13 protein-coding genes are annotated in these 21,856 nt (G+C 54.6%); 7 read left to right on the top strand and 6 right to left on the bottom strand.

Annotated elements, in window-relative coordinates:
* Positions 1-180 precede the first annotated feature (180 nt).
* The 3 genes from V5T57_RS07660 to V5T57_RS07650 all read left to right on the top strand — a co-directional run bounded on the left by V5T57_RS07660 (position 181) and on the right by V5T57_RS07650 (position 3,936).
* Complete coding sequence (locus tag V5T57_RS07660) at positions 181-1,422, top strand: aspartate kinase (RefSeq protein WP_332890598.1); 1,242 nt, start codon at positions 181-183, stop codon at positions 1,420-1,422.
* 82 nt (positions 1,423-1,504) lie between these two features.
* Entirely contained in the window at positions 1,505-3,115 is a 1,611-nt protein-coding gene (gene cimA / locus V5T57_RS07655; RefSeq protein WP_332890597.1) for a citramalate synthase, read from the top strand.
* Between the two features lie 482 nt (positions 3,116-3,597).
* Complete coding sequence (locus V5T57_RS07650; RefSeq protein WP_332890596.1) at positions 3,598-3,936, top strand: P-II family nitrogen regulator; 339 nt, start codon at positions 3,598-3,600, stop codon at positions 3,934-3,936.
* 342 nt (positions 3,937-4,278) lie between these two features.
* Here V5T57_RS07650 and V5T57_RS07645 read toward each other — a convergent pair whose 3' ends face one another.
* Both V5T57_RS07645 and tolA read right to left on the bottom strand, forming a co-directional pair.
* The gene (locus V5T57_RS07645; RefSeq protein WP_332890595.1) at positions 4,279-4,668 is read right to left on the bottom strand and encodes a DUF302 domain-containing protein; all 390 of its coding nucleotides are present in this window, start codon (positions 4,666-4,668) and stop codon (positions 4,279-4,281) included.
* Between the two features lie 148 nt (positions 4,669-4,816).
* Entirely contained in the window at positions 4,817-6,733 is a 1,917-nt protein-coding gene (gene tolA, locus V5T57_RS07640; RefSeq protein WP_332890594.1) for a cell envelope integrity protein TolA, read from the bottom strand.
* A gap of 111 nt (positions 6,734-6,844) precedes the next feature.
* On the opposite strand from tolA, the gene V5T57_RS07635 reads away from it, so the two are divergent.
* The 3 genes from V5T57_RS07635 (at position 6,845) to V5T57_RS07625 (ending at position 14,006) form a co-directional block, all read left to right on the top strand.
* On the top strand, positions 6,845-9,595 hold the full coding sequence (locus V5T57_RS07635) for a PD-(D/E)XK nuclease family protein (RefSeq protein WP_332890593.1): 2,751 nt from the start codon (positions 6,845-6,847) through the stop codon (positions 9,593-9,595).
* On the top strand, positions 9,582-13,046 hold the full coding sequence (locus tag V5T57_RS07630; protein ID WP_332890592.1) for a UvrD-helicase domain-containing protein: 3,465 nt from the start codon (positions 9,582-9,584) through the stop codon (positions 13,044-13,046). Before V5T57_RS07635 ends, V5T57_RS07630 begins: the two co-directional genes overlap by 14 nt.
* Positions 13,047-13,316: 270 nt before the next feature.
* Positions 13,317-14,006 (top strand): LOG family protein, encoded by a 690-nt coding sequence (locus V5T57_RS07625; RefSeq protein ID WP_332890591.1) that lies wholly within the window; start codon positions 13,317-13,319, stop codon positions 14,004-14,006.
* A gap of 1,573 nt (positions 14,007-15,579) precedes the next feature.
* Here V5T57_RS07625 and V5T57_RS07620 read toward each other — a convergent pair.
* Positions 15,580-16,995: a tRNA nucleotidyltransferase/poly(A) polymerase family protein gene (locus V5T57_RS07620; RefSeq protein ID WP_332890590.1), complete on the bottom strand. Its 1,416-nt coding sequence runs from the start codon at positions 16,993-16,995 to the stop codon at positions 15,580-15,582.
* 97 nt (positions 16,996-17,092) lie between these two features.
* On the opposite strand from V5T57_RS07620, the gene mtaB reads away from it, so the two are divergent.
* On the top strand, positions 17,093-18,463 hold the full coding sequence (gene mtaB, locus V5T57_RS07615) for a tRNA (N(6)-L-threonylcarbamoyladenosine(37)-C(2))-methylthiotransferase MtaB (protein WP_332890589.1): 1,371 nt from the start codon (positions 17,093-17,095) through the stop codon (positions 18,461-18,463).
* Here mtaB and V5T57_RS07610 read toward each other — a convergent pair.
* The 3 genes from V5T57_RS07610 to V5T57_RS07600 all read right to left on the bottom strand — a co-directional run bounded on the left by V5T57_RS07610 (position 18,460) and on the right by V5T57_RS07600 (position 21,824).
* Complete coding sequence (locus tag V5T57_RS07610; RefSeq protein WP_332890588.1) at positions 18,460-18,816, bottom strand: hypothetical protein; 357 nt, start codon at positions 18,814-18,816, stop codon at positions 18,460-18,462. The two genes, mtaB and V5T57_RS07610, sit on opposite strands and share 4 nt — an antisense overlap.
* Positions 18,817-18,939: 123 nt before the next feature.
* Entirely contained in the window at positions 18,940-21,264 is a 2,325-nt protein-coding gene (locus V5T57_RS07605; protein ID WP_332890587.1) for a methyl-accepting chemotaxis protein, read from the bottom strand.
* A gap of 56 nt (positions 21,265-21,320) precedes the next feature.
* Positions 21,321-21,824 carry a hypothetical protein gene (locus V5T57_RS07600; protein WP_332890586.1) on the bottom strand — a complete coding sequence of 168 codons (504 nt, stop codon included), beginning with the start codon at positions 21,822-21,824 and terminating at the stop codon, positions 21,321-21,323.
* Between the last annotated feature and the right edge of the window lie 32 nt (positions 21,825-21,856).

Genomic DNA, 21,856 nt, shown 5'->3' with positions numbered 1-21,856 from the left:
AAAATTGAACCAATCATAGACCCTTACGGGTCAGGTTAGTTGGTAAGCGCCGTAGAGATCTCCGACCCAAAAGGTGGGGGTAAAGGTCTACGGCGTTTTGCCGTTGTGTGACCCCTGTGCATCCTGTCGATGAGCCAGAGATGTTGGGGATATAATAATAAAACTGTGAAGAGGGTAGACGTGGCGCTAATCGTACAAAAATTCGGCGGCACATCCGTAGGGTCCATTGAGCGGATCCGCAATGTGGCGCAAAAGGCCATTGCCGAACAACAAGCGGGTAACCAAGTGGTGGTTGCCGTTTCGGCGATGTCTGGAGAAACCAACCGCCTGGTCGGGTTGGTGGAAGAGCTGACGCAGTTCTACAGCAAGCGTGAGTATGATGTGGTGGTCTCAGCCGGTGAGCAGGTCTCTATTGGTTTGTTGGCCTCGGCTGTTGAGTCCATGGGACACAAAGCTAAATCCTATTTGGGTTGGCAGGTGCGTTTCATTACCGATGGCTCCCACAGCAAAGCACGCATCAAAGAGGTAGAGGCGTTTCGTATTAAAGCCGATCTGGATGCTGGCAACATTGTGGTTGTTGCAGGTTTTCAGGGGGTGGATAAGCACAACAACATCACCACCCTCGGTCGGGGTGGCTCCGATACGTCAGCCGTGGCTTTGGCTGCGGCTTTGAAGGCGGACCGTTGTGATATCTACACCGATGTGGATGGGGTCTATACCACCGACCCCCGCATTGTCAGCAAAGCCCGTAAGATGGATAACATCTCTTACGACGAAATGCTGGAACTGGCCTCGCTTGGGGCTAAGGTGTTGCAAACCCGCTCTGTTGAACTGGCAAAGAAATACAGTGTGCCCCTGCGTGTGCTCTCCTCCCTGGAGCCTGGAAGCGGTACCATGTTGACGAAAGAAGAGGATACCATGGAAAGCGTTGTCGTCTCCGGCCTGGCCTATGACAAGAATGAAGCGAAAATTACCATTCTGGGTGTGCCTGACAAGCCTGGGGTAGCAGCCTCCCTGCTGGGTAAGCTGGGCGATGCCAATATCAATATTGATATGATCGTGCAGAACGTCTCCGCCTCTGGTGACTCAACAGACATGACCTTTACCGTGCCTAAAGGGGACTATCCCCAAGCGATGAAGGTCATGGAAGCCGCGGTTAAAGAAGTTGAGGCCAGAGAGCTGCAAGGCAACAATGAGATCTCCAAGATCTCAGCCGTTGGTGTGGGTATGCGTAGCCACTCCGGTATTGCCCAGAAGATGTTTAAGGCGTTGGCGGATGAAGGGATCAATATTTTGATGATCTCCACCTCTGAGATTAAAATCTCTGTGGTGATTGAGGAGAAGTATACTGAGCTGGCGGTTCGTGCGTTGCACGATGCGTTTGAGCTGGATAAGGATCCAGGTGACCGCGTAGGCGCCTGATCTCCTGCTTTTTTTGTGGTAAATCTTCGGGGCGGCTTTAGAGACTAAAGCCGCCCCGTCGCTGTTTTTGGAGCACGTTTTCATGTCTGAACAAAATACCCCCCATCCCATGGTTATGCTTTACGATACCACGCTGCGGGATGGTTCCCAGAGTGAGGATGTGCTCTTCTCCGCAGAAGATAAGCTGCGTATTGCCCAGCGTTTGGATGAGCTGGGGATGGATTATATTGAAGGGGGCTGGCCTGGGGCCAATCCCAAGGATGATGATTTTTTTAGGGAAGTTAAAAATCTAAGATTACAAAAAAGCCGCATTACCGCTTTTGGCTCCACCCGCCGGGCGGGCTCGACGGTTGAAGAGGATAGTGTCATTAAAGGGTTGTTGGGGTCGGGGGCTCAGGTGATTACCGTGTTTGGTAAAACCTGGGATCTGCATGTCTCCCGTGCTTTGGGTATTCCCCTCTCCCAAAATTTGGAACTGATTTTTGATACCATTCGCTACCTTAAGCGCCATGTGGATGAGGTGTTCTATGACGCCGAGCACTTTTTTGATGGCTTTAAACATAACCCTGAATATGCCCGTCAAACCCTAGAAGCCGCCCATGAAGCGGGGGCGGATGCCCTGGTTTTGTGCGACACCAACGGCGGTACCATGGTCGATGAAGTGCGCCGCATGGTTACCGAAGTTAAGGATATCGGCGCGCAGTTGGGTATTCACTGTCACAACGATTGTGAGCTGGCCGTGGCCAACTCCCTGGCGGCGGTGGAGGCGGGGGTTACCCATGTCCAGGGCACCATTAATGGTATTGGTGAGCGGTGTGGTAACGCCAACTTGGTTTCGATTATTCCAAATTTAAAAATCAAACTGGACCGCCCGGTTACCTTGGATGAGGATGACCTGACTCAGTTGACCTCCGTCAGTCGGTTTGTTAATGAAATGGCCAACCGCCCAACCCAGAAGAACCAGCCGTTTGTGGGGCTCTCTGCCTTTGCACATAAAGGGGGTATTCATGTCTCTGCGGTGTTAAAGGACTCCAACACCTACGAGCATATCAGCCCTGGTCAGGTGGGTAACCGTCAGCGGGTGTTGGTCAGTGAGCAGGCCGGACGCAGTAACTTGGTCTATAAGTTGGAAGAGCTGGGTATTGAAGGGGTGGACCCTAAAGATCCCCGTCTGGTTGGTTTGTTGAATGATGTTAAAGAGCTGGAGCGGCAAGGGTACCAGTTTGATGGGGCCGATGCCTCTTTTCAACTGCGGGTATGGAAAGCCTTAGAGGCGTTGCCTGACTATTTTGAGCTGCAAGGTTTCCGGGTCATTGATGAACGCCGGGTCCGCAAGGATGGGCACCGTCCTGTGGGAGCCGAAGCCACGGTCAAAATTCGTTTGGCCGAAGAGACGGTACACTTGGTGGCCGAAGGCGCAGGACCTGTAGACGCCCTGCATAAAGCGTTGAGTAAGGCCCTGCGACGGGCTTACCCCATGGTTACAGACTTAAAGTTGCAGGACTTTAAGGTGCGTATTCTCAGTGGTAATAAAGGGACCGATGCTACCGTACGGGTGTTGATTGAGTGGTACGATGGTCAGTGTCGCTGGGGTACTGTGGGGGTCTCAGACCATATTATTGCGGCTTCTTACGATGCCATGGTCGAGGCGGTACGCTACAAGCTGTTTAAAGATCGGGTTAAACCTGTCTAACCTTGGCCCCAGTAAAATGGAGCGGATGGCGGGGGGGGAACGCCCTGGGTGTGATCGGTGTATGCCGGGGCCGTTGGGTGGGCGGTTGCCCGACTTCACCCGTTTGAGCGGTCTCTCCAGCAAGGGGGAGCTTTATTAGGCAGATGGCGTGCATGGGCTGCTACATCTTTGATCAAAGCCAAACATCACACAACGCAACGGCTATTTTGGTGAAAAATGGGGGCGGATATCCCTTTTTCACCACTTTTTGGGGTGACCTTTTTGTGCAGGAAAGCGTACAATGGTCACCTGCTGAACGGGGACGCAGTTTGAGGTTGCACAAATTTTATGCACCGCAGCCCTGAGGTGTTATCCAGCCAAGGGTTGGAGCGCAGAGGCGAACACCGTCCAGGTTCTACCCCATGGGGTAGGGTCCAACACCTCGGAGGCGCGGTCGTAAGTCCGGGTATCCAAAAAGATTGGAACAACAGGAGAAGCGGTCAATGAAGAAGGTGGAAGCGATCATTAAGCCTTTCAAGCTGGACGACGTCAAAGAGGCGCTGGCTGAAGTGGGCATTCAAGGCATTACCGTTTCTGAAGTACGCGGTTTTGGTCGTCAGAAAGGTCACACAGAGCTCTACCGTGGTGCCGAGTATGTGGTGGACTTCCTGCCTAAGTTGAAGGTGGAAGTTGTCCTTACCGACGATCAGGTTGAGCGTGCTGTGGAAGCCATTGAAAATGCTGCCCGCACAGGTCGGATTGGTGATGGTAAGATCTTTGTCTCTCCCGTAGATACAGCCATTCGTATCCGTACCGGTGAGCGTGACAGCGACGCAGTCTAAGTTGCAGCTTCAGCAAGCGCTTTTGTCGTTAAAAAAGCTGCGCGTGTTGATTGTTATAGAAAAAGGGGTATTCGCATGCGCTGCGAATGCCCCTTTTTTTGTGTGTGCATGCCGTTGATTTTTTTGGTGTTGAGCACGGTAAAGCGGCATAGGTTGGCTTGGGTGGGGCAGGCGGGCTGGTGACCACATGCTGCCCAGCATTGGGTGATGTGCCGGGGTCAGTCTGTTCGGTATATGGTGCGGTGCGTAGAAGATAGAAAAAGGGGTTGCCACATCAGATGTGGCAACCCCTTTTAGGTTCCGGTTCCAAGCGGTGTTGAGAAGCGCGTTAGAACGGATCTGTTAAGCAAGCTGTTTCAGCACGTTGTTCATGCGATCCTGGGCTTGATTAATGATCTGGGCTGTTTTCTCGCCGGGCATTAGGCTTGCTAGGGCTGAGAAATTGCCAATGGCCACCTCGACCCCCCCTTGTTCAACCTCTCGTACCACCACATTACAGGGCATAAGTGTCGCAACATTGGCATCTGCCAACAGTGCTTGGTGGGCGATTGGGGGGTTGCAGGCCCCTAAAATGAGCGTGCGGGGGTAGGTGACATCCAGCTTCTTTTTTAGCGTGGCTGAAACATCGATCTCGGTCAAAATACCAAACCCGTTTTCAGGAAGAATATCCCGCAGCTTGGCGACAGTGGTCTCAAAATCGGTGCTTACAGGTTGTACCAGAGCATATTCCACAGGGTGAATCCTTTATCCATGAATTGTATTAAACAGGGTGGCCGGTCACCTTTTGTCTATCCCTCACAAAAAAAGTTCCCGGTGATGCATGGGTTGTTTGGGGATCTGTTTCTGTGATCTCACGGTTGGGTGGCCGGGGGTGGTGCCTTCAGCGCAGGAGATGGGGGTGCGCTTTATCTTGTGTCTGGGGGGCAGGTGCAGACGGTAAAGCGCTTTTGTCAGAGGGCCCAGGCAGCTTCTGTGCTTCTGGTTTGGGCTGTTCGACAGCCTGCACCTCTTTGGCCTTGGCCTCAGCTGCAGCTTTGCGCTGGGCTTCCTCTTCAGCCTTGGCTTTGGCCTCAGCTGCGGCTTTACGTTTGGCTTCTTCTTCAGCCTTGGCTTTGGCCTCAGCTGCGGCTTTACGTTGGGCTTCCTCTTCAGCTTTGGCTTTGGCCTCAGCTGCGGCTTTACGTTTGGCTTCCTCTTCAGCCTTGGCTTTGGCCTCAGCTGCGGCTTTACGTTTGGCTTCCTCTTCAGCCTTGGCTTTGGCCTCAGCTGCAGCTTTGCGTTTGGCTTCCTCTTTGGCCTTGGCCTGTGCGATCGCTTCCTCTTCGGCCAGTTCTAACGCACGTCGTTCCCCGTCAGATTCCATGGTTTGAAAAGCTTGGCGAATCGTTTTGGCGATATCTTCCTGGGTTGGTCGGGGTGCTGGTGGTACCTCTTGTAAGGCCCGTTGCAGATCGCTAAGCCGCCAACGCATGGGGGGGGAGGCCATACCCATGGTGTTGCGCCAACCGGTTAGAGCAAAGAGTGTGTTGGGGCCTGGGTGTCCATCAATCTCACCCGGGTGAAAGCCCAACCTTTTCAGACGCTGCTGTAGCGTAATAATGGCCCCGTCCAGGTTGCTGATGGGGTCCAGCTGGTTCCAGGTCAGTTGGTTTAAAACCTTCACAATATGCCGGTACGCTGTCACTTCTCGGTTGCGGTTAACCCCATCTCCGGGTTGCAGGGGGTGGGGTTGCAGGCCAACCAAGCCGGTGCGTTGGGTCTGTTCCGCTTGCCACCACTCCCCCATGACCTGGTGTACACGTGCCCGTTTCAGCTTAAGCTCTGCATAGTTACGTATCTCTACACGTTCTGCGGCTTCATGCAGGCGGATCGCCTCTTGATAATACTGAGCTGCTTTGGCCAGATCTTGTCCTTCACGGGCCAAGTCCCCCAGCAGTTCGGTTTGGCGGGTGGCCTGTCTGCTGCCGCTGCCAAACTGTTCCCGGCTAATGGCCAGCGCACGGCGGATCTGCTTTTCCGACTCTTTCCAGCGTCCCCCTTGGGTAAGGGCAGCGGCTAGGCGCTCTAACGGTTTAATCAGGGCTGGGTGCCCCTGGCCCAGACGCGCCTCTTCCATAGAGAGTGCGGCACCCAATAGCCGGGCTGCTTGCCGAGGACGACGGGCCGCCAGTTCATTTTGCCCCAAACGGTTATGCAGGGTAATGCGTGCTTGTTGATAGGGGCCAGATGCTTTCATCACAATGGTTAAAGCCCGCTGGTAGTGGGCTTTGGCTTCATCCCCTCGGCTAAGCTGGCTAAGTAGGTCGCCTAAGCCCAACAAAGACCCATAAAGGGCAGGGTGTTTGGGGTGTAGAAGTTGTTCTTCAAGCGCCAAGGATTTTTCCAGGATGGCAAAGGCCTCGCTGGGGTTACCTCTGAGCTGAAGCAGGGCAGCCTGTAACCGGTAAAGCGGTAGGTAGAGGGGGTGCTTGTCGCCATAGGTTTGGGTCAGCTCCTCTTGCAACACCTTAAGCAGGTGCTTCGTACCTTCAAGATCCCCACGATAAAGGGTCTGCTGGGCCATGCGCAGCTTAGGGGTGAACATTAGGTCATAGGGGGCATTTTTAAACAGCGTATTTAACTGTTTTTTGAGCAGGTTCAGACGCTTTTGCGCATGGCTATACCGCTGCACCGCATGGTGCGTGGCCATATAATGATAGGTCAGGCGGGTCAGCCATTGTTCCTGATCTTCAGAAGGGGCATCCTGGTTTTTCTCCGCAAAGCCCTGCAAGGGCCATAGCGTGATGGCAAGCAGCATGAACAGGCTGCAAAGCCAAGAGGATAATGCCTTTTTTTGTATGTGATACATAAGGATCAGTAGCATGCCGTGGGTTAATATATCAAAAATAGAGCATAGAGGGATTTGGCCATGAATGCCAGCTTGGCCGATCGTACCCATGAGAAAAGGGGTTTGTCTTTGATCGTGGGAGAGAGCGAACTGTTTACCGCTCTGGATGAGGGGGCGGTGGTGGTGACGGTTAACCGCCGTTTATCCCGCTGGTTGCGTCACCGCCATGGGGAAGCCAAGATGAGCGCAGGCTTAACCGCTTGGCCCACCCCCGATCTATTGGCTTGGGGGGCTTGGCTGGAGCGTAGTTGGCGCGAGAGTGTGGCCAGCCATGTGGTGGCGGCCAAAAAAAAGAACCTGCCACGTTTGATTAATGGCGAGCAGGAGCGTCTGTTATGGTCTGCGGTGGTGCGGCAGTCAGAGGTCGGGCAGGGGTTGCTCTCCCCCCAGGGGGCGGCGGATGCCGCCAGACAGGCCTGGGGCTTGATGGCCCAATGGTGTGTGGATTTAAGACAGTTGGGGCAGCAGCCTGAGCCGGAGAGCCAAGTGTTGTTGCAGTGGATTACCGCTTACCAGCAGCGCTTGCAAGAGGAGGGGCTGTTGGATCTACAGCAGCTACCACAGAGGTTGCAGGCCGATGGTGAAACCTGGTCGGCCCCTGAGCAGTTGATCTTGGCCGGGTTTGATGAGATATCGCCACAAATTCATGAATTTTTAGATTTTCTCCAAAATAAGGGGGTTCGGGTCTCTCAGTGGCAACCCGAGACGGTCCCCCCCCAACAGTGTGGCCAGCGTATTTATGCCGATCAGCAGCAAGAGCTATTGGCCATGGCCTGTTGGGTGCGGCATAAGTTAGAGCAGGGCAGCCGCAATATTGGGGTGGTGGTGCCCAACTTGCCTGAGTTGCGCGGGGCCATTGCCCGTCTGCTGGCGGCGGTCTTAACCCCAGGTTCAGTACGTCCAGACAAGCCTGCGGCTGAGTTGGCGGTTAACATCTCCAGCGGGACCTCTCTCTCCCATGCTCCTGTGGTTGCCGATGCCCTGCTCATGTTGCAGTTTATGCATCGCCCGGTGGAGCCCCCGGTTTGGGCGGCCCTCTTACGCTCCCCCTATTTGGGCGGGCATGATGAACAGAAACAGCGCAACTGGCGGGGACGGTTGGAGGCCACACTCCGGGGGCTGGGCTGTTTTGAGCTGGATCGTGATCAGATGTGTCAGATCATGGAACAGCAGGGGATGGTGGAGAACAGTTGGTACCGCAAACTGCGCCAGCTACAACAGCCAGAGGGGGCGATGGCGCAGGCCCTGCCGTTGGGCCGTTGGGCCGCAAGGGTTAGCCAGTGGTTGGAACAGGTCGGCTGGCCGGGGGGGACCCAGGCGCGGCCGTTGAACAGCCGGGAGTATCAGGCGGTAACTGCTTGGGCAGATCTGCTCACCCAGTGGGCCGCCTTGGAACATACCGCCCCTGCGCTCTCTTGGGATGCCGCGTTGGGTCTGTTGCAGGGTATGGCCCAACGGCGAGATTTTCAACCCGATGGGGGGGAAGCACCGGTACGGGTCATGGGGGTGTTGGAGTCAGCTGGGGAGTCCTTTGATGCCTTATGGTTGCTGGATATGCGTGATGAAGTGTGGCCACCCGCCCCCATGCCCAACCCTTTTCTACCTTTAACGCTGCAGCGTACCCAGCAGATGCCCCGTGCATCGGCAGAACGTGAGCTGGCCTTTGCCCGCCAAATTACCCAACGCCTTAACCAATCAGCACAGGAGATGGTGGTAAGCTGGTGCCGTAGTGATGGGGACCGGGATTTTCAGATCTCACCGCTGTTTGCCGAACTACCGTTGGATACCCGTACTGAGCCGGACTATCTATTGGATGCTCAGCATATTGCCCAGTCGGCTCAGTGGCACACCTATGATGGCGCGCAAGGTTCAGAGGTAACCCAAGAACCTGACACGCCGTTGCCGGGTGGCTCTGCGCTACCTAAAGCCCAGGCTGCTTGTCCGTTTCAGGCTTTTGCTAAATATCGCCTTAGGGCCAAGGCGATGGAGGTGACGGCGCCAGGGGCTGATGGTATGCGCCGGGGTACCTTGGCCCATGCCATGTTGGCGGCTTTTTGGATGCAGGTTCAAACCGAAGAGAATCTTCGCACCGCTGGGCAGGCTCAGCGGCAGATTTGGGTGGATGAAGCGGTGGATCAGGCGCTCTCGCAATGGTCCAGTTCGGCCAGTTTTGTGGATCTGGAAAAACAGCGTCTACAGCGTTTAATGGGGCGTTGGATTGAGGTTGAGCTGGCCCGCCCACCAGGGTTTGTGGTGGAGGCGACCGAGCAGCAGCAAAATTTAACCATTGCTGGGGCGTTGTTAACCTTGCGGTTAGACCGGTTAGATCGGCTGGCGGATGGTCGGCATCTGTTGGTGGATTATAAGTCGGGCAAGCCCAACAGTCGGGTGTGGCAGGGGGCGCGGCCTGAAGATCCGCAGTTGCCCCTGTATACGCTGGCCCCGGATGTGGCGGATGTCGCAGGGTTGGCCTTTGCCTCATTAAAATCCAGCAGTGGTGATCAACCCTGGATTGGGATTGCCGAAGAGGCAGACCTTATTCCCGGATTAAAAGGGTGGGATGATCGGCGGGCTAAGTTGGATGTCGAGAGCTGGCCCCACATGCTGGCTCAGTGGCGCACAACCCTGACGACATTGGTCGAAGATTTTTTGGCCGGCCGGGTCGCTGTAGACCCCAATGAGGGGGAAAAAGGGTGTAGTTATTGTGATTTAAGTCCGCTGTGCCGTAAAGATCAGCTCAGCCAGGGGGAGGTGCCAGATGGTGTTGGTTGATGCTCAGGCCCGGAGCCAGGCGTTAGATCCTGAAGGCTCATTTATTGTTCAAGCGCCCGCAGGTTCAGGTAAAACCGGGCTGTTAACCCAGCGTTTTTTACGGCTGTTGGCAGTGGTGGAGAAGCCGGAACAGATCTTGGCCATTACCTTTACCCGAAAAGCCGCAGCAGAGATGCGCGGACGTATTATTGAGGCATTGGCGGAGGCTGATCGGGGGGTCGCCCCAGCCCATGGTTTTGAGCAGCAGCGCTATGAACTGGCTTGCGCGGCCTTGCAGCAAGACCGCTTGCAGGGGTGGCAGTTACGCCACAACCCTCAGCGTTTGGCGGTGATGACCATTGATGCACTCTCCAGCCGTTTAACCCGTCAAATGCCCGTACTATCCGGGTTTGGGGGGGGATTTGAACGTTCTGACGAGCCAGAAAAACTCTACCGCCAAGCGGCGCGGACTTGTCTGGAAACCCACCTTAAAGAACCCCAGGACTCCCCCCGCTACCAAGCGGTATGGCAACTGTTAAGCCATCGGGATTTTGATTTTCCCCGTACTGAACAACTGCTTGTAGAGATGTTGGCCCGGCGGGATCAGTGGATCTACCATCTAGAGGGTCAAGGGGGGCTGGACCGGCAGGTGTTGGAAGAGGCCTTGTGGCACTTGGTAGAGGGGCAGCTTCAGGGGTTGGGGCAACGGTTTAATGACCTGCAAAAACACCAGCTCATGGGGTTGGCCCGTTATGCGGCTGACCATGTGGCGGAACAGAGCGGTAGTCCTCTCTTAGCTTGGCAGGATGTGACAGACTTTCCGGGGCATGAGGCCCATGATCTGCCGTTGTGGCACGGTTTGGCAGAGCTGCTGATCACCGAGCAAGGGGGGTGGCGGAAATCTCTGACCAAAAAAATCGGCATACCCGCCCCCAGTGGTTTTAAAAATAAAGAGGAAAAACAGCACGCACAGGCACAGAAACAGGCCCTGTTGGAGCTGCTGGAGAATCTACAACGCTTTGACCCCACTCTTAATGAGGCGCTGCATGGGGTTAAAAGTATGCCAGAGCCCGGTTACAGTGAGGCCGAGTGGGCGGTGTTGGATGCGTTGGGGGTTGTTCTGCAACTGGCTGCGGCCCATTTGCGTTTGATCTTTACCCAGGCCACCGCGGTTGATTTTGCGGAGGTCTCTTTGCAAGCGGTCAGTGCGCTGGGCACGCCGGATAACCCCACCGATTTAACCCTGGTCTGGGACTACAAGCTCAAACATCTGCTGGTTGATGAGTTTCAGGATACCTCTCAACTACAGATCAAGCTGCTCGAGCAGTTAACCGCCGGGTGGGAGCCAGACGATGGCCGATCGCTGTTTTTGGTGGGCGACCCCATGCAGTCTATCTATCGCTTCCGTAAAGCGGAGGTCGCGCTGTTTGCTCAGGTGCGTGAGCAGGGGTTGGGGCAGCTCCCTTTGCAACCCTTGCAGTTGGAGGTGAACTTTCGCTCGGCGGCGGGGGTGGTGGATTGGGTGAACAGCGCCTTTACCCGCCTGTTCCCTGAGCAGGAGGATGGTGATCTCGGTGCGGTCACCTACCATGCTTCGGTGGCTTTTCATGACCATGAGGCGGGTGAAGCGGTACAGTGGCACCCGGTTCAGGCAGGCCCGGAGGAGAAGGCGCGGGAGGCCGCGCAGATGGTGCGTTTGATCCAGCAAGCACGGGCAGACAAACCCGAGGGCTCCTTGGCTGTACTGGTGAGAGCCCGACCCCACCTGGAAGCTTTGGTGCCGCTTATGCGTGCCGCAGGTATCCCTTTCCAGGCGGTTGAGATCGATGTGCTGGAGCGGCGCCCGGTGGTGCAGGATCTGTGGTGTTTGACCCGTGCCCTACATCAGCCCGCCGATCGGGTGGCGTGGTTGGCGCTATTGCGGGCGCCTTGGTGTGGTTTAAACCCGGCTGAAATGGCCATGATCGCCCAAGGGCAGGGTGGCCAGACCCCTTTATGGTCCGCGCTGTGTGACGAAACCCGTTTATCCCAGCTCACCACCACAAGTCGGGCCCGTTTAACCCGTATGGTTCAGGTGCTTAAAGCGGCTTTAACGCAGCAAGGTCGCCAGCCGTTACGGGATTGGATTGAAGGGTGTTGGCATGCCCTCGGTGGCCCCGCCACCGCGGGCCATGCTGAAGCGATGGCCGATGCCAGCCGTTATTTTTTGCTGTTGGAACAGTTAGAGGCAACGGGAGAGGCGGTCGATTGGCCCGCCTTGGAGGGGCGTTTGCAGCGTCTGTATGCGGCGGGGGCTGAGGCAGGGCCAGGCGTGGTGCAGTTAATGACCATTCATAAATCCAAAGGGTTGGAGTTTGATACCGTCTTGCTGCCAGCGTTGGGGCGGCGGGGTAAGGTTCAGGAGCGCCCCTTGTTGGAGATGTGGGAGCGGACCCACCGCACCGAGTGGGGGGGCGAGCGCCAACTGTTGGTGGCCCCTATTCCTTCATCCATGGATGAAGAGGCCCCTCTTTTTGCCTTTTTACGTCGGGTACAGCGTGAGCAAGAGCGCCATGAGTTGCGGCGTTTACTCTATGTGGCAGCCACGCGGGCCCGTGGTCACTTGCATCTCTTAGGTAGTGTGCCGGAGAAGGATAAAGATCCTGAGCCTAATCTACCCTTGGGCATGCTTTGGCCAACCTTGCAGACCATGCACCCCCCCCAGCCAGAAGCCCCGCCGGCGCCGCCAGAACCAGAAGAGAGGGTTCGTCCTATCTGGCCACAAACCCTTATGCGGTTGGCGGATAATTGGGCTCTGCCGGAACCTCCACCCCCCTTTGAGGTATCTAAGGAAGAGGGGGTGGCTGAACCGGAAGGGGACCCGCCCCGCTATGATTGGGCCGGGGAACCTGCCCGTATGGCCGGTATTGTCACCCACGAATGGCTACAGCTTATGGCCCAGCAAGGGTTGGCCGAGTGGCCCCCTAAACGGATAGAAAAACTGTACGTCGCCATTGAAAAACGGTTGATTGCGTTGGGTTTGGCCAAAAACCGTATTGAGGAGACTGCGAGGCGGGTTGTGCAAGCCTTAAAAGCGGCATTGGCCAGTGATCTGGGCCGTTGGATCTTGAGTGATCGTCATGTGGATGCGGCCTGTGAAAAAGATCTGACCGGTGTGCTTAAGGGGCGCTTAATCCGCATTATTATTGACCGAACCTTTGTTGATGAAGAGGGCGTCCGCTGGATTATTGATTATAAAACCTCTGTCCATGCCGGTCGGGATGTGGATGGTTTTTTGGATAATGAGGTGGTGCGTTATCGGCAGCAGTTGGAAAAATATGCCCTCATTTTAGGTGCGTTGGAAAATCGTCCAGTCCGTCTGGGGCTCTATTTCCCGCTCTTGGAAGGGTGGCGTTGGTGGCACTCTGGCCAACAAAAGGTGCATAACCGGTTACCTGCCCGCCCTGGTGAACAGGGGCGGCTATTTGAGTAGCCGAGTGATCGGTTGGTTTGATGAACGCCGCAGTCGCAAAACCATTGGGCAGCGTGCTTAGGGGGCTTGCATCGTTTGTTTGGTGTCTTTAGGTGCTGGTTTGTTGATGTCTGTAAGATGCTTGTAAGGTTAAAAAAGGAATATGGGTTTTGGGCGCATTTTCTAGGCACAATCATGTAATGCGTACCCCCAGTGGATAAAAACTAAAAAACAGGTGGGCACACCACCGGGCGAAAAAAGGTGTGCTTTCATTCTCAGGGAGGAAACACCATGGCAGAAGATTTTGTCACTTCAGAAGCGTGGCGAGTACTGCGTATTCAGGCTGAGTTGGTTGAAGGTATTGAGACACTGCGCCAATTGGGTAATAAGTCGGCCGTTACCATCTTTGGCAGTGCCCGGACCAAGTCGGATAGCCCCTATTACATTGCCGCTGAGAAGGTTGCGTCCTTACTCTCTTCCAAAGGGATCTCCATTATTACCGGTGGGGGGCCAGGTATTATGGAGGCCGCCAATAAAGGGTGTTATGGACGTGGCGGAAGCTCGGTTGGGTTGAACATCTCCTTACCTTTTGAGCAATCGCCCAACACCCATCAGGATATTAGCCTTGAGTTCCGTTACTTTTTTCTGCGCAAGCTCATGTTCGCTAAGTATGCGGATGCCATCATCATCTTCCCCGGTGGCTTTGGTACCCTTGATGAGTGCTTTGAGGCCCTAACCTTGGAGCAAACCGGTAAGCTGGGGCGTTTTCCCATTGTGCTATACGGTTCTGACTACTGGTCCGGTTTGCTGGAGTGGATTCGTGAAAAAATGCTGGGGCAGGAGGGCAACATCAGCCCAGAAGATATGAACTTGGTGAAAATTGTCGATACCCCGGAAGAGGCGCTTCAGGTGGTGACCGACTATTTACTCTCCTCATCGTTGGAAAAGCGCCAAACCAAACGTAGCTTGATGACGGTGTAAAACGGCGCATGCCTAGATCGCCCCGCTCAATCAAAGAAGATTAAGAGCGGGGCGATCTGGGGTCTATATGGTTGTGTCTGCCCCGCTTTCTCTTAGGGGGGAAAATGCATGCATCCCACCTTCTTCGGTATGTCCAACGTTTGGTTACGGTTGCGCATGACGATCAATGGGGCCCGTACGCATCCAACATAAGGTGCCGCTCGGTTCTCGGTTGCCCTCTCTTTTTGCCTTGAGTCTATGTGCTTTAAGCGGTGTCGAAGTAACCGTAAAACCGTGCCTTGTTTTGATCGATGGATATGCCCTGTAATCCTGTTTGTATGGGGTAGGGCGCTTGGTTGGGCATCCCCTGTGGGCTTGGGACGGTGCGCTCTAAGCCTGTCATGGCTGACCGCCCGTTCGTGCAAAGGGCTCAATACGTTGGGTAATGGGAGGCTGTTCCAAGCCTGTCATGGCTGACCTCCCATTCGTGCAAAGGGGCTCATACGTTGGGTAATGGGAGGCTGTTCCAAGCCTGTCATGGGGTGACCGCCCGTTCGCCCGAAAGGGCTCACATCGCGAGCAAAGCCTCGTATCCCATCGCTTGAGCGTGCGGTAGGTGGGGGTGCTGTTGTGTATGGTACAAGTACCGGATACGAGGCTTGATCCAACAGCTGCGGGATGTCTGCTTGGGTCGTGGTGGGGGTTGTCATCTGTCTGCGGGGCACCGCATAAGCGGGGTAATGGGAGGCTGTTCCAAGTCTGTCATGGGTGACCGCCCGTTCGCCCGAAAGGGCTCACATTGCTAGTAAAGCCTCGTATCCCATCGCTTGAGCGTGTGGTAGGTGGGGATGCTGTCGTGTACGATCCAAGTACCGGATACTAGGCTTGGAAAAAACAGGGGTGGGATATCTACTTGGGTCGTGGTGGGGGTTATCATCTGTCTGGGGGGTATGTCGGACACCGCATAAGCGGGGTCATGGGAGGCTGTTCCAAGCCTGTTATGGGGTGACCGCCCGTTCGCCCGAAAGGGCTCAATAGGTTGGGTAATGGGAGGCTGTTCCAAGCCTGTCATGGGGTGACCGCCCGTTCGCCCGAAAGGGCTCACATCGCTAGTAAAGCCTCGTATCCCATCGCTTGAGCGTGCGGTAGGTGGGGATGCTGTCGTGTACAACCCAAGTACCGGATACGAGGCTTGATCCAACAGGTGCGGGATGTCTGCTTGGGTCGTGGTGGGAGTTATCATCTGTCTGGGGGCATGTCGGACACCGCATAAGCGGGGTCATGGGAGGATATTCCAAGTCTGTCATGGGTGACCGCCCGTTCGCCCGAAAGGGCTCACATCGCTAGTAAAGCCTCGTATCCCATCGCTTTAACGTGCGGTAGGTGGGGATGCTGTCGTGTACGATCCAAGTACCGGATACGAGGCTTGGAAAAGTCGGTGAAGTGAGCGCTTGGCTTACGCTTAGTGGAAAAGAACTTGGGCCGGTGGCCCACCAGGACGCCGTCCTGGACCTGCCAGGCTTCGCCCTGGACCCACCAGAGGCCGCGGCCCCTGGACCCGCAAGTCACATATAGACCACCCGTTTACCTGAGACTAAAAGGTCGAGCCCGGCGCAATCTGATCCAAATTTGGATGATTCACAACCCAATTTTGAACCTCCTCACTCAAACGCTCAGGCTGATTGCGACGAGGATCTTTTTGAATCCACAAAACCAAATGGTTCTGAAGCTGGTTAATCCATGGACCCGGCTCAGCACGAACCATATCAATTAAATCCCCCCCCGTTAGATTTAACTCCTCAGGTGCAGGGGCGTTTAAACGCTCTCGTAATTGCTTGCAGCGACGCATAAGGTGCTGAAAGGTATCGTGGATCTGTGTGTCGCTCTGAACCGTGCTATGGGTCGCCTCCGCTTTAGCACGTAATAACCGAAACACACCCTCAATCGGTACATTCTGGTTAATCATACGCCGCAACATACGTTCACCAGGCGGAAACGGCATCTCCATATACTGAATCATCGTCAAAATACGCCGCTGACGACGCTTGGTAAACGCAAGCCGCTGTAAAACCTTAGCACTACGCCTAACCGAATGATCCCGATGAATACCATAACCACTCACCAAACCATGCTCATCCCAACGGGCCGCAGCCGGTTTGCCCAATTGATGAAGCAAAGCCGCCCAACGTAAATCCAGTAAGGAGATCTCCTCCCCCCCCTGTGGAGGTGAGAGCAATAACATGGTATTAAGCGCATTCTCCCAAACCGTCTCTTTAGAGCCCGGTATCTCAGGAAAAGCCTTCAGGGGAGAAAACTCCGGTAAAAGATCCTTGCCCAGTGGTGTTTTAAACAACTCAAAGATATAGTGCTGACTACGTTTGTCCCGTAAAGGTAACGAGAGTATACGGTCAGTCTCTCCCCGCAGTAACTCAGGCTGTACCTGATAAAGGGTGGTCCGCGCAGCCGCATTAAGATCTTCCGGGTCAGGCTCACCCACCAACTGGATAATAAACCGGAAAAAACGTAAAGCACGTAAAGGATCTTCACGAACCGTCGCTTCACCATCCACCAGGCGAATGCGATCTTCTTCCAGATCCTTAACACCGTTAAAAGGATCAATGACCGGGCCATCCGGCCAGGTATAGGCCATGGCGTTTACGGTAATGTCACGATGACGCAGATCCTCCTCAATACCACGATCCGCCTTTACGCCACCGCAGCAGCAGGCGATATTAATATTGTTAGGGGGCTCCTGCCGTTTTAACGGTAGAATAAGAGTATTAGGTCGTTGCCCCTGAACCACCGCGTGGTAACCAGCCTTCTGTAACAGTTCACGACACTGATCCAGAGGCTTTAAAACCACCAAATCCAGCTCATGGGCCGTAAACCGGTGACGCAGACTGTCCCGTAGACCACCACCTACCATATAGATGGGACCCACAATCCAGTGCAGATCATCCAGAAGATTCTGTACAAATGGGGAAAAACCGTTGCGCAGCGCCGAAGACATGGTACGTATGGCCCGCTGTAGCAAAAAAAGGGAAGAAAAAGGCAGCTCATGGCTGCCTGTTGGTTCAACGTTAGGTCAATAGGGACATTTCGTCAAGATGGATGACCCCAAAGATACAAAAAAACCACTCTCAATCATTAATATGGGTTGCCGTGTTAACCAGTTTGAAGGGGCCGCCATGCAGGCTGAAGCCGCTCAGGCAGGCTATACCCGCGCAGAAGCGGGGGATACCCCACAAGTGGTTATCGTCAACACATGTTCCGTGACCGCTGAGAGCGATAGCCAGGCCCGTAAACAGATCCGTCGTATCGGACGGGACAACCCCGGTGCCCGTATTCTGGTGACAGGATGTTATGCCCAGCGTAATCCAGAGGTGTTGGCCGACCTGCCCGGTGTTGAACTGGTCTTTGGTAACCAGGAGAAAAAAGGGATCCGCCAAGAGCTGGCCATTCTGGATGCCAAAGAGGTACCCCAGCAGCCAAGCCAACATGTCGCCCCCATGGACCGGACCCCGTTAACCGAAGAGGATGCCCCAACCCCAGATGGCCCGTTGATCTCTCCAGATGCCTTTAAAGGGCAAGCCAGAGCCTTTGTTCAGGTGCAAAATGGTTGTGATAAACGCTGCACTTTCTGTTTAATCCCCTCGGTGCGGGGGGCCTCCCGCTCTCAATCCCCCCAATGGGTGAAGGATCAGGCCCAAACCTTTGTACAGGGGGGCTACCAAGAGCTGGTCTTAACGGGAATTGACCTGGGCAGTTATGGGCGAGAGCTGGGGCAGGGGTGGTCACTGGCCCAGCTGGTGGAAACACTGCTCACGCTTAAAGATCTGCCCCGTATCCGTATCTCTTCCATCGACCCTATGGATATTGATGAGGCGTTTGTGGCCCTTATGGGGCGGGAACCTCGTTTATGCCCTCATCTGCATCTCTCTATGCAATCTGGGGATGATATGGTGCTTAAACGCATGCACCGGGGCAGTAACCGGGCCGCGCTGATCGATCGTGTTCAACGTCTGCGGGCCGTTAGACCAGAGCTAGTGTTGGGGGCTGATGTCATTGTGGGCTTTCCCACCGAGACCACAGAGGCCTTTGAGCAGAGCTGTAACCTGATCGAGCAGTTGCAAATTCCCCTGCTGCACATCTTCCGTTACTCCGATCGACCAGATACCCCCGCAACAGAGATTCCCCGCCGTTTCCGGGTCGCGGATCAAGAGATTAAAGCGCGGGCCAAACAGTTGGCCGAGGTCGGCAAACAGGTGTGGACAGAGGTTGCCCAGGCTCGGGTAGGGACATCCCAACGTGTGTTGGTGGAGCAAACCAACCAAAAGGGGCTGGTTTTGGGCAAAACCGATGCTTTTCTGGATGTCGCCGTGGCAAATGCCCAAGCACAACCGGGGCAATTGCAGACAGTTAAGATCACAGGGGTGGATGTTGAAAACCGCCAGTTACTGGCCGTGCCTGTTGCCTAACGTGTTGCTATAAAAAGATTAAAGTAAAAGCTTGTGGCTGCCGATTCGGGGGGGAACCCTCCCGCCTCAAGAACTTTATCCACAGCTTTATCCACAGCCTGTGGATAACTGTGGAAAAGATGTGGAAAAGATGTGGAAAAGATGTGGAAAAACAGGATTTTCCCTCGTTTTTGCAAGGTGATTAAAAAACAGGCAAAAAGTTCTCTGCCTTTTAAAAACAGATGGTTAGCTTGTTTCTTCAAGAGTTTTCCACAGCCTCTTCCACAGAAGCTGGGGAATTCTCCCCTGGGGTGTGGAAAAAAAATGGAAATGGGGGCTGAGTTGGTATGTTTAGGCTGGGCGCAGTTATCCACAAAGTTATCCACAGCTCTGTATAAAACTGTGGATAACTTTTAGCCGGACATGGGCTGGAGAGGTCGGTGAAACCCCCGCCACCGTGTATGGTTTACAGGGGGGGCGGTGTAGGGTAGGGGCGCTTACGACTCTTTGCGGCCACTTAGATAAAGGCTATCCAGCTGCTCAAACAGGTGATCACACAACTGGTGATACTCTTTGGCCAGGTTGGTCGCCTGATCCACATCCTTTTGTTGAACCAGGGTCTCGGTCACTTGGTGGGCCAACTGGTGGATCTTTACGTGGGTTTGATCCACTTGGTTAAACAGTGCGCTGTCGTTAAATTGCTCGGCGCTTTGTTGATCGTACCATTGGCCAAAGCCGCATTGATGACGATCCGAGATCACCCCCAGTTTGGCCTCGCTCCGTCCATGGATCATGCTCTCCAAGGTGTTTAACCAAGCAAGGTGGCTACCTTTGACATCCCCAATGGCAAAGGGTGGGGTGCCTGCGTCGAGCCCCTCTTTGGCATCTTTAAGAGCAAGGGATGTCCCCTGAATAACCTCTGAGAGCAGCACAAAGTAGTTAACCGATCCTCCAATATAGGAGACCAATTTGGACAGGTGTGCCATCTGTCCATGAACGGTTTCAGAGGTTTGGGCGTTATGTTGGGCGGCATCATGAATATCTTCCACCAGCTTACGGGCACGGCGGGTCTCTTCCGCAACCTGTTGGCTATCCTTAACCACCGTGGTGGTGATGTTGGCAATGGCCGTTACACTATCCGCCCCTTCATGGGAGACCTGTACCACCTCTTGTGCAGCCTGTTCCAGGGCTTCGGCGTTATGGGTAACCTCATTGGTGGCATCATCCACCGAGCGCATGGAGGCGACGATCTCACCAATGGCACTGGTTTGCTCCTCGACAGAGTCAAAGATTTGTTCATTGGCGCGGCGAATTTCCTGTACACCTTCTGTGATTTCCCCCACCGCATAACTGGCTGTGCTCACACTTTGTTGAACCGCTTCAACCCGGTTGGCAATCATCTGTGTGGCTTTGGATGTCTCACCCGCCAGCTCTTTTACCTCATTGGCAACCACAGAAAAACCTTTGCCTGCCTCCCCGGCACCTGCCGCTTCAATCGAGGCGTTCAAGGCCAGCATGTTGGTCTGTTCTGCAATGTTGTTGATGACTTTAACCGACTTACCAATCTCTTGTGAGACACTGGTTAGGGTTTTCATAACATCCGCCGCTTGGCCGGTAATCTGTTCCACATGGTTGGCCTGCTCATTGGCCAGATTACTGCGGTCCCGTACCGCGCCCAGTGCTTGATCCATCTGGTTAACCGCGCTGGTCACATGCGAGACCGATTGGTTCACATGGTCCAAGCTCTCCCGTACACCACTGATATTCCCCGACATATTCTGGGCCGCCATCGCCATAACGGTCATGTTCTGTTGGGCACCACTGGCCCGGTTGGCGATTTGGTCAATATCCCCAGACAGGTTGCCGGTGGAACGGTCGATCTGCTCCAAGCTGGCTAGGGCGTTCCCCACAGCTTGACCAATATGGTGAATTTTATCCCCAAGGTTTTGGTTCTCTGTGTGCACATTAACCGCCACTTGGTCGGTCTTTTGGGTATCTTCGTCCAGGGCATCCTTAACGTTCACCAGCTCTTTAACACACGCCTCAATGGTATCTGACTGCAAGATAACGGAACGCACAACCGTCTGAAATTTATCCAGAAGAGTGTTGATGCTTAAGGAGATCTGCTTAAACTCACGCAGGTGTTGATCGGGTATACGCTGGTGCAGGGCAAAGGTCTCAGCAATGGCACTGATTTTTTCAACCATACCGCAGGCGTTACGCCGTAAACGCCAGCCGACATAAAAGATCACCGCCAGTGCCGAGAGCAAGGCCACCGCAGAGGCCAGGAGTACATTGGTCAACACGCGGCTGCCGACATCTCGCAGATCATCCACCCGGAAGATCGCTTCAATGGTCCCCCCGTTTTTTACATCTTTTAGGGGCTCGGTAATGTGCAGGGTAAAGCCCTTAAGATCCCAGTGAATGCCCATTTGAGGTTGCTGTGGCCAGGGTAGCTTGCTCTGCCCTTTGGCGTGGTAGAGCTGGGACATAGCTTTTGGGGGCTGTTCTGGGGCAAAAGGGGTGGCGGGAATTTTTTGGCTCTTTCCCTTTAAACGAAGTTGAATAAGGTTGGGGTTGGCCGCATACAGTAATTGAGCATTTTTGGCACGCAAAAGCATGCTGTTAGCGCCATTAATGGCGTTGCTTGCCTGGCTTTTTATGGGGGCCAGAGAGATATAGGCGGTCTCATACAGGCGCTGCTGCTCACTGTCCCGATCATGGTGGTAGCGAAAGGTGCTGACAATGATCAGGGCAATGACCAGTGGCACCAGTGCCGCGCCCATGACCACGCCGGGTAGAGATTTTATGCCAAACCCCATGGGTCTGTCCCCCATAAAAGCCAATGCTCAAAGATGGTTATAACGGTGTTAAACGGTTATTTGGCTTGGCCACACTGACCATGGACACAAAAGGCCTCGTATCCGGTGTGGCACACTTTGCACGTCTCAGCGGAGAGCGGACCTGAAGCCGCGGTAATGTCCTTACCATCTTCGGTAAATACCGCATACTCGGCTTGACCATTTTGGTAGTAGGTGAGGAACAGCACTTTGAGATCCTGTAGATGCAAAATCATCTGTGGACCATCCTTAAACCCCCCTTGGCGGGATTTAAAGGCATCCATCGCAGTTGGGCTGATCAGAATACCCACTTTACCCGGGCCACCTGGTTTAACGTTGCAGTAGGTGGCGACGGTCTCTTGATAAATAGGGGGAAACGCCGAAACATCGGCTTCACAACCAGGCAAAGCCCCAATTTGGGTGAGGGGGGTGGTTGCTTGATGCCAGCTGGCCCAATCAGCTGGAAAAGGGGCGGCCCAGGCACTGCTGCTGACCAGCCAGACCAGGCCCGCAACCAGGAGGGGTAAGGGATTGAGTTTCATTGTCGCAACTCCTTAAAGCAGGGGCGCCGCTT

Origin of the sequence: Magnetococcus sp. PR-3 (assembly GCF_036689865.1) — a bacterium.
Lineage (GTDB): Bacteria > Pseudomonadota > Magnetococcia > Magnetococcales > Magnetococcaceae > Magnetococcus.
Note: the sequence above shows the minus strand (reverse complement) of the source record. Positions and strands in the feature narration are given on the sequence as shown.